Origin of the sequence: Shewanella colwelliana ATCC 39565 (genome assembly GCF_000518705.1) — a bacterium.
Classification (GTDB): domain Bacteria; phylum Pseudomonadota; class Gammaproteobacteria; order Enterobacterales; family Shewanellaceae; genus Shewanella; species Shewanella colwelliana.
Genome location: NZ_JAEC01000038.1, coordinates 24,846 through 39,429, shown reverse-complemented (window position 1 = coordinate 39,429; position 14,584 = coordinate 24,846). Strand labels below are relative to the sequence as shown.

14 protein-coding genes are annotated in these 14,584 nt (G+C 45.8%); 6 read left to right on the top strand and 8 right to left on the bottom strand.

The features are described 5' to 3' along the window. Positions 1–142: 142 nt before the first annotated feature. The 5 genes from L876_RS0115005 to L876_RS0114985 all read right to left on the bottom strand — a co-directional run bounded on the left by L876_RS0115005 (position 143) and on the right by L876_RS0114985 (position 5,396). Positions 143–1,648, bottom strand: coding sequence for a capsule assembly Wzi family protein (locus tag L876_RS0115005; RefSeq protein WP_028764553.1), 1,506 nt, complete (start codon positions 1,646–1,648; stop codon positions 143–145). 9 nt (positions 1,649–1,657) lie between these two features. Further along, positions 1,658–2,134, bottom strand: coding sequence for a pantetheine-phosphate adenylyltransferase (gene coaD, locus L876_RS0115000; RefSeq protein WP_028764552.1), 477 nt, complete (start codon positions 2,132–2,134; stop codon positions 1,658–1,660). An 81-nt stretch (positions 2,135–2,215) separates the two neighbouring features. Then, positions 2,216–3,646: a bifunctional D-glycero-beta-D-manno-heptose-7-phosphate kinase/D-glycero-beta-D-manno-heptose 1-phosphate adenylyltransferase HldE gene (hldE, locus tag L876_RS0114995; RefSeq protein ID WP_028764551.1), complete on the bottom strand. Its 1,431-nt coding sequence runs from the start codon at positions 3,644–3,646 to the stop codon at positions 2,216–2,218. A 291-nt stretch (positions 3,647–3,937) separates the two neighbouring features. Further along, on the bottom strand, positions 3,938–4,330 hold the full coding sequence (locus L876_RS0114990; protein ID WP_028764550.1) for an FAD synthase family protein: 393 nt from the start codon (positions 4,328–4,330) through the stop codon (positions 3,938–3,940). Between the two features lie 4 nt (positions 4,331–4,334). Beyond that, positions 4,335–5,396 carry a CDP-glycerol glycerophosphotransferase family protein gene (locus L876_RS0114985; protein WP_028764549.1) on the bottom strand — a complete coding sequence of 354 codons (1,062 nt, stop codon included), beginning with the start codon at positions 5,394–5,396 and terminating at the stop codon, positions 4,335–4,337. Positions 5,397–5,614: 218 nt separating this feature from the next. On the opposite strand from L876_RS0114985, the gene L876_RS0114980 reads away from it, so the two are divergent. From L876_RS0114980 to L876_RS0114965, 3 genes are all read left to right on the top strand, one after another. Then, on the top strand, positions 5,615–6,715 hold the full coding sequence (locus tag L876_RS0114980; RefSeq protein WP_028764548.1) for a glycosyltransferase family 9 protein: 1,101 nt from the start codon (positions 5,615–5,617) through the stop codon (positions 6,713–6,715). Between the two features lie 36 nt (positions 6,716–6,751). Further along, positions 6,752–7,600 (top strand): glycosyltransferase, encoded by an 849-nt coding sequence (locus L876_RS0114975; RefSeq protein ID WP_028764547.1) that lies wholly within the window; start codon positions 6,752–6,754, stop codon positions 7,598–7,600. Between the two features lie 206 nt (positions 7,601–7,806). Further along, the gene (locus L876_RS0114965) at positions 7,807–8,613 is read left to right on the top strand and encodes a glycosyltransferase family 2 protein (RefSeq protein ID WP_028764546.1); all 807 of its coding nucleotides are present in this window, start codon (positions 7,807–7,809) and stop codon (positions 8,611–8,613) included. Here L876_RS0114965 and L876_RS0114960 read toward each other — a convergent pair. The 3 genes from L876_RS0114960 to L876_RS0114950 all read right to left on the bottom strand — a co-directional run bounded on the left by L876_RS0114960 (position 8,605) and on the right by L876_RS0114950 (position 11,915). After that, complete coding sequence (locus L876_RS0114960) at positions 8,605–9,690, bottom strand: glycosyltransferase (RefSeq protein WP_028764545.1); 1,086 nt, start codon at positions 9,688–9,690, stop codon at positions 8,605–8,607. The genes L876_RS0114965 and L876_RS0114960 overlap by 9 nt on opposite strands. Continuing rightward, entirely contained in the window at positions 9,687–10,763 is a 1,077-nt protein-coding gene (locus L876_RS0114955; protein WP_028764544.1) for a hypothetical protein, read from the bottom strand. The genes L876_RS0114960 and L876_RS0114955 overlap by 4 nt, the downstream gene beginning before the upstream one ends. Positions 10,764–10,871: 108 nt before the next feature. After that, a complete protein-coding gene (locus L876_RS0114950) occupies positions 10,872–11,915 on the bottom strand; it encodes a glycosyltransferase family 9 protein (RefSeq protein ID WP_028764543.1) in 1,044 nt (347 codons plus the stop codon). 127 nt (positions 11,916–12,042) lie between these two features. Between L876_RS0114950 and rfbC the strand changes: the two genes are divergently transcribed. Genes rfbC through rfbD form a run of 3 tightly spaced genes read left to right on the top strand, consistent with a single transcriptional unit; the run spans position 12,043 to position 14,561 of the window. Then, positions 12,043–12,627, top strand: a complete 585-nt coding sequence (rfbC, locus tag L876_RS21865; RefSeq protein WP_037428893.1) for a dTDP-4-dehydrorhamnose 3,5-epimerase — start codon at positions 12,043–12,045, stop codon at positions 12,625–12,627. Further along, positions 12,617–13,681 (top strand): dTDP-glucose 4,6-dehydratase, encoded by a 1,065-nt coding sequence (rfbB, locus tag L876_RS0114940; protein WP_037428892.1) that lies wholly within the window; start codon positions 12,617–12,619, stop codon positions 13,679–13,681. The genes rfbC and rfbB overlap by 11 nt, the downstream gene beginning before the upstream one ends. Further along, positions 13,674–14,561 (top strand): dTDP-4-dehydrorhamnose reductase, encoded by an 888-nt coding sequence (gene rfbD, locus L876_RS0114935; protein WP_028764541.1) that lies wholly within the window; start codon positions 13,674–13,676, stop codon positions 14,559–14,561. Before rfbB ends, rfbD begins: the two co-directional genes overlap by 8 nt. The last annotated feature ends 23 nt before the right edge of the window (positions 14,562–14,584 follow it).

Here is a 14,584-nt window from a genome sequence, read left to right as displayed (position 1 = left end):
CTAGGTTCTAGGTTCTAGGTTCTAGGTTCTAGGTTCTAGGTTCTAGGTTCTAGGTTCTAGGTTCTAGGTTCTAGGTTCTAGGTTCTAGGTTCTAGCAAGAAGGTTAACACCTCGCTGCTAGAACCTTAAACCAATGTAACGCTTAAAAGCGATACTCGTAAGTGCCAAATAGAGTGGCATTGGTATCTTTATCTAAGGTTTCAAACTCAGATTGTGACACTGTACCACCAACACTCATCATCCCCATCCAAATTGGCATGCGATAGCTTAGCTCTAGCATCAAGAGGTCTTCTTTCAGTGGCTGTGGCGCCCACTCCCCACCTCGGTTTGCACCATCTTTATTCAACTGAGCATAACGCAGAATTGAAGTGATCCCTCGGCTATTGGCAAACTGACCGATTAAGCCCAAAACATAGACTTTCGCGTCGCTGTCATAGGTACTGCCAAGTGAACGGCCATAGTAACGTGAGCCACTTTGGTAGGTGATATGTTCATAAAAACAGTTAAAGGCGTTTTGATTCTCACCACAAGCCACCATGGTATCTGTGTATTCAAAAAACAGCTTGTACTGTTGGCTATCAAAGTCAAAGCGCGTGTCGACACCAAACATCTTAGCGCAGTCCGCCAAATCCCAAGGCATTGGGCCACTCGAATCTTCACAGGTGCGCTCTAAATAGATACCGACCGGAATATCGAACCAAGTATCGCCATAGCGAATATCAAAACCCGCCATCTGGTTACCGATTTTAGATTGCAGCGCATCATCACAATTTGTACTGCCATCAGGACAAGTTGCTTTGCCTGTCATCGCATCCCATAACGTCGACAAACCGCACTCTTCACCTTCCCCACAGAACATAGTGGTCCAAGAGACCCCCATTTCTAATTGCTGAATAGGTCTAATCGTGCCACGAAAATTCCACACCAACGGATTTTCAACAGCACGCTCCTCTTCGAGCATACTAATCCCCGTCGTAAGCGTCCAAGGACCAACCCAAGACAGCCAAGGTGTTTCAAATGCCGCGGCATTATTACGTGATAGCATCAATGCTGGGGCTGGGCGGGCATTATTAGATTTATGCAGTGCCGAATCAAACCCTGGTCCCCACCACTGTTCAACCGCACCAGCCGTCACCATCCAATTACCTAATGCGACGGCAAAATAGGAGTCATCCAGACGAAACTCTTTTTCGTCGAACGGATCGTAATTAGCCGATGCTGTTACTTTAAAGGCAAAGCGATCGCCCATATATTCGTGAGAAGCGGTAATTTCCCCTTGTTCACGATAATCTGAGCCAAAATGCTGAAAACGCGCTGCATCAGTTGCCGCAGCCGCTTTTATCCGTGTATTGCCGCGGTTGTTAACCGCATTACGATAATAAAAATTAACCCGCGCGTAGGCATCGGCTAGCGCTGGAGACAAGGTCGACGCCTCAGTCTTACCTAAATCAACACCAATACCTGACCACATTAACGGATAGGTATTGACCGGTACAGTGATCACGCCAACATCGGCAAGCGCTTGAATGTCGGCTCTAAGGTAGACATCAGAGACATCAACCCAAGGTGCCGACTGGACACTCACAGAGAGCAATAAACAAGCGGCAGACAGAACTCCCGCTGCAAAAGTCTGTATTTTTCTATGCATAACCAACACTCAATCCTTTTTTAACAATGCTTTGCTCACTACGGGGTGAACAAATTGACTGACATCACCACCGTGTAATGCCACCTCTTTCACCAACGAAGAGGAGATGAATGTGTTCTCTTCTGCTGGTGTTAAAAACACACTTTCTAAGTTTTCATCTAGGCGACGGTTCATACTGGCCAGCTGAAACTCATACTCAAAGTCCGATACCGCACGAATACCACGCACCAACACACTAGCATGTTGCTCTTTAGCAAAGTCCACAAGTAATCCGCTAAAACCAACCACTTCTACGTTATCAAGGTGTGCAGTGACTTGCCTAACCAACTCCACCCGTTGCGCTAATGTGAAGCGTGGCTGCTTTGACGGGTTGGTCGCAATACCGATAATGACGTGTTTAAACAGTTTTGCCGCTCGCTCAATGAGATCGGCATGGCCATTGGTTACCGGATCAAATGTGCCTGGGTATATTGCTCTTGTGTGCATGACATGCGTGCCCTATTACAAGAAAACCACTTTCTGCACCGAGTGCATTCAGCGCAGAAACCTATTCTATATTCTATTAAATTATTGATTTGCCATGATGTTCTGAATAATTTTGGTGGTTGAAATACCATCTTCAAAACAGAGCACCTTCACCACTCCACCCGCAGCAATCACCTCTTCGCCACCAGCAATCTCTTCAATTTTATAATCACCACCTTTTACTAAGAGATCCGGCAACAAACCAGAGATAATACGTTGTGGGGTGTCTTCGCTAAAGGGCACAACCCAGTCTACCGACGCGAGTCCAGCTAAGACTGCCATACGACGATCGACAGAGTTTACAGGCCGGCCGTCACCCTTTAAACGTCTGACTGAGTCGTCATCATTAACGGCAACGATTAATCTATCACCCAAGGCCCTAGCCTCTTGCAGATAGCTCACATGACCCGCATGTAAAATATCAAAGCAACCGTTGGTCATCACTACTCGTTCGCCGCGTAATTTGGCCTCTTCGAGTGCATAGATCAGCTGCTCTTCCGACACGACCCCATAACCCATTTCTGAGCGAGACTGTGATAAGGCATCGATAAGCTCGATACGGCTGACCGTTGACGTTCCCAATTTAGCTACCACGATACCCGCGGCAGTGTTGGCAATCGCACAAGCTTCAGGCAATGAACTCCCCGCAGCTAATGCCGTCGCCAGCGCCGAAATAACGGTATCGCCAGCCCCCGTGACATCATGAATTTCTCGCGCCACGGTGGGAATATGCAGTTCAGGCTTACCCGCGGTAATTAAGGTCATCCCTTTCTCTGAACGCGTCACTAGCAAGGCCTCAAAGTCAAACTCTTCAAGTAAACCTTGTGCCTTTGCGACTAAGTCTGCCTCGGAGGTTACCTCTCCAACGACCAATTCAAATTCAGCCAAATTGGGGGTGAGTAAGGTTGCACCACGGTAGCGAGAAAAATCGCTGCCCTTAGGATCGACTAGCACCTTAACGCCTGCCGCTTTTGCCTGCGCAATAAATGCTTGCGGCTCAGCTAATGCACCTTTGGCATAATCAGACAGAATCACCACATCAACGGACGATAGCTGCTCTGTGGCACTCGCAAGTAACGCCTCACTCTCCGCTGCAGGAAAAGCTTCTTCAAAATCGAGGCGAATAAGCTGCTGATTACGCGACATCACGCGCAGTTTGGTAATGGTAGGGAGGTCGCTGACCGTGTGCCACTTAGGCTCTACGCCTAATGCTTGGATACCAGTCGTTAGGGCCTGTGCCGTTTCGTCTTGACCGACGATACCAGCCAAAGATACCTGTCCACCTAAGGTGGCAATATTTAACGCGACGTTTGCGGCGCCGCCTGGGCGATCTTCAATTTGATTAATTCGCACAACGGGTACAGGGGCTTCAGGAGAAATTCGTCCAGTCGGTCCAGTCCAATATCGGTCTAGCATGACATCACCGACCACAAGTACTTTGGCTTTTTCAAATGCTGGTAGAGAAACCTTCATAACACTCTATTCTTTTGCGAAAATTAGACCGCATATTGTACCTAATTTTATCGAGTGCGGTTAGCTTTACACTTTTTTATTACGATGATGTTAGGCGTGACCTAATATAAAAGCGCTATACATTAATCAAGGAAATCATTAAAGCGCGATCATTGAGACATCCGCAACGTTGAAATTTACGCAATATTGTCGCACGGACACATACCCAAACCTGTATCGATTTTCAAAAATTATCATTGCTGATAGGCTAATAAGCCTCTAAAAATCGCAGCCATCAATTACCAGTAATGACTATGGAATCTCTTTGACGACTTCAATAAGCTGCGTGGTCGAAATTGCTGGTGTTCTTGGTAAATAGATAACTTCACACAGTGGTTTCAAATGATCAAACTTACCTTGCCAATCATCCCCCATCACTAAGCAATCTGCTTTGTGTGCAGCAATATATTCGGCTTTAAGCTCTAATGATTCTTCTAAAAATACCTCATCAACACAAGCTAGAGCCTTAACGATACGCATTCGATCACGCTCGCAACATACGGGGAAACGTTGCTTTTTAGAAAAGTTAAGCGCATCAGAAGACACACCTACCGTTAGATGAGTCCCTGAAGCTTTAGCGCGCTCCATAATGTTTAAATGTCCAATATGGAACATATCGAACGTACCAAAAGTGATTATTCTCATCTAATTACTCGGATAAAAGGAAATTAACGATGCGCTCGCTACATCTACCATCAACGTTACCAGCTAACTCATAGGTGTACTGTGCACGTTGCGATGCAAAAGAGTCTGGTTCACTAATTTGCTGATCAACGACTGATTTTAGCATCTTGTATGTTTTTGCATGAACAGCGACACCAGCATATCGGTACAGGTCTTCATCCATACGCTGATTAAAACGAAACTTGAAGATGCCACGATAACTCCAGCGTAGATGATAAAAGTCACACCATACGACTGGTTTATCTAGGGCAGCAAACTCAAACAGTGCCGACGACGCGTCACTAATGAGCAGATCTGCACTGGCCATAAAGGGCAATAAATTAGCCTGCTCGGCACTGGCTAAATAGGCATTATCAAAGCTGGCCCAATGCTCCAAAAGCTGCTTCTGCTTTTTATAAGCAGGTTTACTTAATGAAAAGTAATGGGGTTTTAGCAAAATGTTGTATTCGCTGAATTCTGCAGGCCAATGTTTGGCCATTTTTTCGATGCTACTGGGGTAGAACGTCGGGGCATACAATAAGGTAGGTTTAGTGGGATCGAGTCCAAGTGCCGCCAAATCTAACCCAGGCTCAACACCCTGAATAATAGGATCTAACTTGGCATAACCCGTATCAATGAATTGCTTAGTTGGATACATCTGCTGTAAACGATTTAGGCGGTACTGACCTTCAACAAAGCGCACATCAAATTCCGAATCGGAAACCGTGTAATAACAGGCCTTAGGGCCAATACCATGCTGCATTAACGCTGTACGGCAAATACCCTTTAATTTTTCAGCATGTTCAAATGTATTGCCAAATATGACCCAAGTTGGCTTTTTCGCCAAGTAAAATGCTAAGGCTTGCTCTTCATTATCCACCCAAGTCACAGGAAGTTGATACTTTGCCACTAAGGCGTCGAGAACACCTTGTTGCTCTACACTTTTGTAGACCACAAAATGCACCTGTTCACCACGAGCACGCAACTCATTCATAACAGGAAAATACTGAGGTAAGTAATAAGGGTGTAATGCATCAAAGCAAATCAAAATGAGCCTTCACTATCGCCGTTAAGTCACAGTATGCCGTGACTACCATAATACAGCCTGAATAATAACATATTGAGATTGGGTTACTACATCCACGCACTCAATGGGTGCACTCGATAGGTAAAAGTCGATTTTTTACCGCATATTTCACGGTAACTTTTTTAAACCTTCACAATACAAGGTATGCTTAAGCCACTAGAAAACGGATACCTGTAATTATGTCTATCATCTCCCAAGAACAACTGAATCATTGTCAGCGGTTGTTGTTTATGTCGCCTGTGGCCCTAGGTGATTTTCTATATCTAAAAACCTTTCTAATTGCATTAAAGCAACAGAATCCACATATTGAGCTAGATATTTGGTTAGACGATAACCGTTGTAATAATGATGCTTGGCGATTATCTCGCAGCAAAATATTACAACAATGGATTGAAGCTGAACCCGCCTTTAACCGCAGTTTTGGCTGCACTGACTCAGTGGCTCACCAAACGACCCAGATTGCGCAAGCAAAGCAATATCAATATGACGTGATCATCTGTCACTCGGGTAGTAAGAGTCAGCAGTTTTCAGCACTTGCTCGGCAAATATCTCCTAATGCACTTATTGTTTCAAGTATCGCCAAAGCGCCATTTAAAGGTTTGCTTAACAAGATCATCTTTCGCCATAGTGATAATTTATATCAGCTAGATGCCAACCGATTAGCGCAAGATCATCATATTACCGACCGTTTTTACACCATACTGCATGACATTGCCGGACTTACACTGTCTAAGCCTGACTTTATGCCAGCCTTACGGATTGATGAAACCTATTGCAGCAATACGCAACAATGGCTAATAAAAGCGTTTGGCCAACAATCAGGAAAGATCATCTTAATTAACTATCTGTCGACCAATACCAAAAGAGATTGGAGTGAAGAGCAGGTTATTGAGCTAATTGAGTTAATTCTGCAACACCGACCCGATGGTCGTGTAGTCCTTAACGTGACGAAAGAACAGTATTCACGAGCGTGTGAACTTGTCGCATCGAGCTTGGCAGCGCAGCAAAGCAATGTTGCAGTGTTTACGGTGCAGGATCACTTTTTTGAACTACCCGCCATGATAGCCGCTGCGGATCTCGTTATCACAGTTGAAACAGCGATAATGCATTTTGCAACCGCGGCTCATACGCCGCTTATCGCCTTAATGCGAGCTAAAAAACCCTATTGGGCGCCCCCGACATCTGATATGGCACAAGTGCTATATGCGAGTGAGGGGAAAGGCTATGTTTCCGATATATCGGTAAAAAATGTTTATGAGACATATATTTCAATGATTTAGGTTGCTCCGCAACTCAACAATCTCAAAGGCTTGCAAATGAAAAAAGCAATATTTACTCTCGCCATTGGCGATAACCCCATGTACAGAGCCGCCATTGCGAGTTTTAAGCAGTATGGCGAAAAAGTCGGCGCCGATGTCATCGTCTCTGATGAGCTCCATTACAAACTCAATGTAAATAATAAGAAATTTGATGCAAGTCCAGCGTGGTCAGAAAAGCTGTACATGATCGAGCTACTCAAAGAGTATGATCGCGTTTTGTATTTAGATGCCGATATGCTTGTCACTCCTTGGGCAGAGAATATCTTTGAAAAATATCCCTCACTAGACACCGTCTACATGTTCAATGAAGGTGCCTATATCGACAGGTCACAGCAATCAGTGCAAATTAATTCGATTCTCGGAGAGGTTAACTGGCCAATAGAGAAAGACAAAATGATCTACTTTAACTCAGGAATGATTTTGGTCTCAAAGCAAACTGGCCTATTTAAAAATGCCAGTGCAGAAGAGATGCAACAGGTCTGCAATGAGGTTAAATTCTACGATCAGACCTATATTAATTATCTGATCCGCCGTGACAATATTAACAATATCTCTGTAGACAAAAGCTTCAATCGCATGCCACTACTTGGCGCAGATGATTATCAGCAAGCCAGTTTCATTCATTATGCTGGACGCGGGTATCGTGGAAAGATCCCAATGAGGGAGTTAAAGTACATCGCAGATTATTGTGACATGTATCAAGATTCGCTCTCTAAAGAAGAAGCGCTGGCATATAAACAACAAGCGTGGCGCTGGTATATGCTTAAGCAACAGCGCAAAACCAAACTGCCAATCTCCTTTTTGAATTTTATATTTGGCTTAATTCACCCAAGCCATAAGTACTAGTACCTCAGTACAGGGCTAGGTGCTGACCAATGAGCCAGCGCCTAGCCACAGCCACATTTTTACAACAACCCCGCCACAGCTAGAAACACCCACGCCCCCACCTTGCAGCAAAATTAACCCATAAAACACAAAAAAACCAATATATTCGCTCACTTAGCCACAATGGGTTATATAAGAAGCTTAATACCTTCGACAACATTATCATCATGAAAACAAGCCTAATCATCACGACCTATAACTGGCCTGCAGCACTCAATTGCGTGCTGCAAAGTGTCGCGCTTCAAACGCGACTTCCCGACGAGGTGATTATTGCAGATGATGGCTCTACTAACGCCACCGCAGAGTTGATTAAGCGTCTAGCGCCTGACTTTCCCGTCCCGCTTATCCACAGCTGGCAAGCAGATAAAGGCTTTCGATTGTCACGCAGCCGCAATAAAGCGATAAATCGCGCTCGCTATGCTTACATCATTATGATTGATGGCGATCTGTCCCTAGATAAACACTTTGTTGCCGACCATATAGCTGTCGCCGAAAAAGGCTATTTCATTACGGGTAAACGGGTCAAACTTAGCTCAGCCCTAAGCCAAAAAGCGTTGCAAGGTCCCACTCAACTCTCTTTCTTCTCTCGTGGCATCGCGCGGGGGCGAGAACTTGCCATTCGTAGTTGGCGTTTACAACAATACGCGAGCGTAAAAAGAGGAAACTCAATAGAGGGGATTCATGGTTGCAACTTAGCATTCTGGCGTCAAGATGCCATTGATGTGAATGGTTTTAATGCTGAGTTTGAAGGGTGGGGGCCAGAGGATAGAGAGTTCGCACTGCGTTTAATTAACAGCGGTAAACAACGAAAGCTCATTAAGTTTTATGCAGTGGCTTACCACCTAGATCACAACGAAAACAGTCGCGAAAATCTCGCTAAAAATGCAAATATTCTCAGAGGAATACAACAAAGCGGGCTGACTCGCTGCACACTCGGTATCAATGAATTTAGTCAACTCAGTGATCTAAATTAACGCTAAATAAGTCTTAGCAATCTTCTCTATCTCAATGTGTTCAAACAGAGCAATATCTTCCATGTTGGGGTAGTCGCCGAGCGCGGCATCCATTTTCTCACTTAGCTGGTCTACATCGCGTCTTGGCGATAAGAAGTCGGCTAAGGGGCCCGTTAAAATCTCATTGGGCCCGTGTGGACAATCTGTGCTCACCACTGGTGTGCCACAAATCAGCGACTCCAATAACACTGTGGGTAGACCTTCATAGTCAGAACTCAATGCCAATAGACGTGCTTTTTTGATCCACGGAAAAGGGTTAGCTTGAAAACCCGGGCAGATAATACGATCTGCCACGCCATATTTGTTCGCTAACTTCATCGCCTTCTTAGGGTTACTGCACAGTAACACTAAGGGTAACTGATGCTTCATTTTGGCAAGCGCTGCGAACAAAATGTCATGGCGTTTTTGCTTCGCGACCCGTCCAACATGAATGATAAAGTCCCCATCGGGTATAGCTTGGTTTAGCTCATCGGCACGACCACGAATATCTTTTAGGTCAAAGGGGTTATAGATGGTTCGAATCGATTGAGGAGAAATCCGCTGACACGCGATAATTTCACGCTCTATGCCTTTTGATACTGTCACTAGGTGCTGACCATTGAGTGACTTTTTGGCTCTCAACATATTGAAGTACGCCAGCGGCCCCAATTTCAACTGCCGCTTTAGCTCCTCTTCAATGGAGTTATGAACAATGCAAAAGAGCGGTGATAAATTGGCCTGAGTAAACAATAAGTTGGTTTTATCAAGATTGGATAAAAACAGATCGAACAGTCCATATTCTGCCTCTATCTCTGACACCCATCGCTTGACCTCCTCAACTGAGCGAGACACCCGCCAAATACTATCACTCTGCTTTTGTGATTCATCGAAACAAAAGTGCACAGGAATATCGGCTGGCAATTGATACTCACAGTGCGGCGTCAACACAAGCAGGTGTGGCGCATGCCCTAAGCGTTTAAGTTCTGCCGCTAATGTCAGCACGATTTTCTCGGCACCACCACCGGCCAAGCTATCAATCGCAATCGCAATACGCTTCATTGGCACGGTGCAGCGTCTAACAAGCGAGCGACTTCAGCCATACAGATATCAAGTCCTTTGATTTCACCCACGCTCTCCATCTTGCTCCGTAATTGTTCCGAACTTGATGGTTTGAGTAGTTGCGTAACTTGACTTACCATGACATCAGTCTCAGGCTCACAATGCAGCACTAGCCCCTCATTAACACATTGTTTTATTCGGCTAGGTTGGTCTTTAGATACCGCAACAGCTAACGTGGGGACTTTAAGTGCTATCGCTTGCAGTAAAGTGTCACCACCGCTCAATATCGCTCCTTGAGCACCGTCAAGAAGGTTAATGAAGTCTACACTTGAAAGCTGCTCAATAACTGTAACGCCATCGAGTTGAGGTAGCGTGTTAGGGTAATTAGGCCCAAATACCATCAAGCTAGGGATCCCCGTTTGATTGAAAATCGCTTGAGCTACCTGCGCGAACAGATCTGCAGCAAGTTGATATTCTAAACTATGTCCACCTGAACCGGCGCTATAAAGCAAGTACTGCTTTGGCATCACGCCATATTTAGTGTACAACCCCTGTTGTACTAGGCTGCTAGGTTGGGTGAAAATCGATCCAGTAAAAATAGGGAAAGCTCGTTTAATTAAGTTGAGCTTTAACTTATCAAACTGACTGATATCACCAATCACAAATTCAGGCTGGACCACCCAGTGGCTGTCGGTGACTAACGCCCGCTCAACTTTCATCCCCCGAGACCGTTTGCGTTTATGTTGGCTAATAAAGATAACCTTAGCACCACATTTATGGGCATGGCGAAGCTGTGCCTTACGGCCTGCGGCATCAAAAATAACCACATCAGGCCTAAACGCGGTAATAAGAGCGTTGACCTCTTTCACTCGCTTAGTTGGCGTGTCGTTCACCAAGTGGGTGGTATAGGGGCACTGCTGACTGTATGGCGCATGACTATTGAGAACAAATTCTATTTCGGCATCAGGCCAACGACTCACCACCTCGTCAGCAAGGATCTTAGAGCGCATATACTCTCCAATCCCCTCTTCTGAGGAAACTGGGACAAACAGAAACTTCGGCGCTTTCGACATCAACTCTTCCCTTCGACCTACCTTAAATAAGCCAACCTTTATTCCATAAAGAACGCGTTTTCATGTCGTTCATCATCCATGAAGGACTAGCTTCGCAACAGTTTACCACTAGTGACTAAGCTGTTGCGACACCCGATTAAATTGGACGATAACGGACTCAACGTCAATTAACGCCATTAAATGTTCACCTTTAGCACGTGTTCCCCAAGAAATCTCACCGTCTTTTTGAGCCGTGATAACTTGATCATACACACTAACAACAGAATCCAGACAAGTATAAGGGCCTGTACGACCGGGATTAGAGTGCGCATAAAGACCAATAACCGGCGTGCCTTGGGTCACCGCCATGTGAGCCGGTCCCGTATCTGGCGCCAGCACTATCGACGCGCGTTTTAACACTGCCAGCAACTGTGTCAAAGAGGTATTGCCCACTTGATTATCGATAGGCTGTATCGCAAAACCTTGAATCGCGTCAGCCAGTTGTTTTTCCAAATTAGAGGGGCCGCCACACAATATAACTCGGTACCCCTGCTCGCTAGCATGATCGGCAACGGCAGCATAGCGCTCTGGCAACCAATTGCGCTCAGCCTTACTCGCAGCGGCGCAAATAACTAACGTTTTATGTGCATCAGGGATCATATGCTTTGCAAAGTCAGTATCTGTCTCAGGCACAGGAATATTCCAACGAGGTGTTAAATCTTCAACCCCTAGCGCCTTAGCAAACCCCATAAAGCCTTCTAGCACATGGGGGGTGCTCAAAGGCTCTACCCTAAGGTTTGTAACTAACCACTGCCCCTCTTTGGCACGCGTGCGATCAAAGCCTATCCGCACCTTAGCTGAAATGGCTAAAGAAGCGATCGTCGCTCGCAAGGCGACTTGCATGTGCAGCAATACATCAAAATGTTTACCCGCCAACGCCTGCTTTAAATTGAAATAACTCCGCCATCCCTGTGACTTATCGAACACCACAAAATCCACCCCAGGGAGATGCTTCAGTAATTGGTATTCAATTTTTCCTATCACCCAAGTGATCTGAATCTGAGGGTGTTGTCGCTGTATCGCCTGTACCATAGCCACAGCATGACAAACGTCCCCTATCGCAGATAGGCGAAGTAAACATAGGGATTGAATCGTCGATAAATTGATATGCATAAAATTTGATGCCACTGGAGTTAATGGGCGTAAGGATCCGCACCGAGTTTAATGTAGAATGTGACTAGGTTCCATGTTTAGACCTATATTGAGGTCAAATTTCGGTGATAAGCCGCTACGAATAATTATGAAAATCATCCATACTTCAATAGCTGATGTAAAGTTGCTCGAACCACAGGTGTTTGGCGATGAGCGCGGCCATTTTTTCGAAACCTTTCGTGATGCATGGTTCAAACAACATATTGCCAGTGTCGATTTTGTCCAAGATAACCAAAGCTTATCCACTCAAGGGACACTGCGCGGACTACACTACCAACTCCAGCAGCCTCAAGGAAAGTTAGTACGGGTGATCGCTGGAGAGATATTTGATGTCTGTGTCGACTTAAGACTTGGCAGCCCAACTTTTGGTCAATGGACTGGGCAATACTTATCCGCCAACAACCGCCGCCAAATGTGGATCCCCGCAGGGTTTGCCCATGGTTTCTACGTCCTGTCAGCAACCGCCGTGTGCCACTATCGTTGCTCCGATTACTATGCACCACAAGATGAACATAGCATCAGGTGGAACGATACAGAATTAGGCATTGACTGGCCTAAACAAAATAATGTTCCACTGATCATCTCTGACAAAGATCGCCAAGCGGGCAGCTTTAATGACGCGAAATTATTTGACTTCAACCGCCTAACTGCAGGAAACGTCCATGGGAAATAGGGCAATTTTGGTGACTGGTGGTGCTGGATTTATTGGTTCCGCGCTCATTCGTCACCTCATCAATCACACATCGCATACCGTGGTTAACTTAGATAAATTAACCTATGCGAGCAACACGATGTCATTGGCATCCATTGCTGACAGCCCGAGATATCACTTTATCCACGCCGATATCAATGAGGGCGATAAGGTTTTTAGCGCCCTGCAACACCATCAAATATCATTAGTGATTCATTTGGCGGCTGAAACACATGTTGATCGCTCAATCGATGACCCACGAGCTTTCATCGACAGCAATATTATCGGCACCTTTGAGCTACTTGAACAATGTCGCAAGCATCTTAATAGCCTAGATGAGGATCTCAAAAAGCAGTTTCGTTTCCACCATGTATCTACCGATGAGGTATTCGGGAATTTAGGAGAGTCAGGCTACTTTACCGAGCAAACTGCCTACGCACCAAGTTCCCCGTATTCAGCCAGTAAAGCAGCCGCCGACCATCTCGTTCGAGCCTGGCATCGAACCTATGGCTTCCCGGTGGTATTATCTAACTGCTCCAACAATTATGGCGCCTTTCAATATCCTGAAAAGTTGATCCCTGTGGTCATACTCAATGCTCTGCAGGGACAACCGCTGCCTATTTATGGCAATGGCCAACAGGTGCGCGATTGGTTATTTGTGGATGATCACGCTAAAGCCCTGTGTAAAGTTGCCTTTGAAGGTGAGCTAGGCGAAAGCTACAACATAGGTGGCAATAATGAAAAAACTAATTTAGAAATTGTTGCCGCTATCTGTGAACAACTCAATCAACACGTCAGTATCAAGCCAGTGGGCATCAATGACTTCAGCACCCTAATCAGGTTTGTCTCAGACAGGCCGGGACACGACACTCGTTATGCGATTGATGCCACCAAGATGACTCAAACACTGCATTGGCAACCCGTGGAGAGTTTTGAAACCGGTCTCGAAAAAACGGTGAAGTGGTATCTCGACAATCTCGATTGGTGCGCGCATATTTCTGCTCAAAATCCCCCCACAGATATCGCCAATGTGTAACCCTATATTGGTGATCGGACAGCAAGGACAAGTGGCGCAAGCACTTAAGGCAACGCTTCCAAGTGGCGTTACTGCACGATTTTTTGGCAGGCAACAACTTGATATCACTCATGCAGATCAGTTAGAAAATATCCTCACCCAACACAAAGTCAACACGATCATCAACGCCAGCGGCTATACCGCTGTCGATCTAGCTGAATCAGAACCCGAGAAAGCCTTCGACCTTAACGCAACAGCGGTTGAACACCTTGCCACGCTCTGCGCTAAACAAAATATTCGCCTTATTCACTTGTCGAGTGACTATGTGTTTGATGGCACGCAGCAGGCCTCCTATGGAGTCGATGACCATCCGAATCCGCTCAACGTCTACGGCAAGTCAAAGTTGGCGGGCGAACACGCGCTCACGCAACTCCAACCTCAAAATAGTACGCTCATTCGTAGTGCCTGGATCTACTCGCCCTTTGGTAATAACTTTGTCAAAACCATGCTCAGAGTGATGCGTCAGCAGACAACATTGAGTGTCATCAAGGATCAAGTTGGTAGCCCTACATCGGCCATCGAGCTGGCACATTTTATTTGGCGGCTAACCCAAGTTGACCTATTAGCACCTTGCTATCACTGGAGCGATTTAGGGGCTGTCTCTTGGTATGAATTTGCTCAGCAGATAGCAGAGAGCGGGCAGCGAAACGGACTTCTTAACCATCCGGTCACCATAAAGCCGATATTAAGCCGTGAATATTCGTCTCAAGCGATACGGCCAGCATTTAGCGCGCTCAATTCACAGGCGTCGTGGTCCATAGCACAGCCGAAACCCTGGCAAGAAAATCTTGAAACCGTCATGCAAGCCCTTAAGCACGCAAAGAGTTCTGACAGCGGGTAAATATCGGGTACAATTAGCCTATT

Coding starts and splice junctions, on each gene's coding strand:
- rfbC (WP_037428893.1), top strand. CDS start 12,043: ATGAAAATCATCCATACTTCAATAGCTGATGTAAAGTTGCTCGAACCA.
- L876_RS0114955 (WP_028764544.1), bottom strand. CDS start 10,763: ATGTCGAAAGCGCCGAAGTTTCTGTTTGTCCCAGTTTCCTCAGAAGAG.
- rfbB (WP_037428892.1), top strand. CDS start 12,617: ATGGGAAATAGGGCAATTTTGGTGACTGGTGGTGCTGGATTTATTGGT.
- L876_RS0114950 (WP_028764543.1), bottom strand. CDS start 11,915: ATGCATATCAATTTATCGACGATTCAATCCCTATGTTTACTTCGCCTA.
- L876_RS0115005 (WP_028764553.1), bottom strand. CDS start 1,648: ATGCATAGAAAAATACAGACTTTTGCAGCGGGAGTTCTGTCTGCCGCT.
- L876_RS0114975 (WP_028764547.1), top strand. CDS start 6,752: ATGAAAAAAGCAATATTTACTCTCGCCATTGGCGATAACCCCATGTAC.
- rfbD (WP_028764541.1), top strand. CDS start 13,674: ATGTGTAACCCTATATTGGTGATCGGACAGCAAGGACAAGTGGCGCAA.
- coaD (WP_028764552.1), bottom strand. CDS start 2,134: ATGCACACAAGAGCAATATACCCAGGCACATTTGATCCGGTAACCAAT.
- L876_RS0114960 (WP_028764545.1), bottom strand. CDS start 9,690: ATGAAGCGTATTGCGATTGCGATTGATAGCTTGGCCGGTGGTGGTGCC.
- hldE (WP_028764551.1), bottom strand. CDS start 3,646: ATGAAGGTTTCTCTACCAGCATTTGAAAAAGCCAAAGTACTTGTGGTC.
- L876_RS0114980 (WP_028764548.1), top strand. CDS start 5,615: ATGTCTATCATCTCCCAAGAACAACTGAATCATTGTCAGCGGTTGTTG.
- L876_RS0114965 (WP_028764546.1), top strand. CDS start 7,807: ATGAAAACAAGCCTAATCATCACGACCTATAACTGGCCTGCAGCACTC.
- L876_RS0114990 (WP_028764550.1), bottom strand. CDS start 4,330: ATGAGAATAATCACTTTTGGTACGTTCGATATGTTCCATATTGGACAT.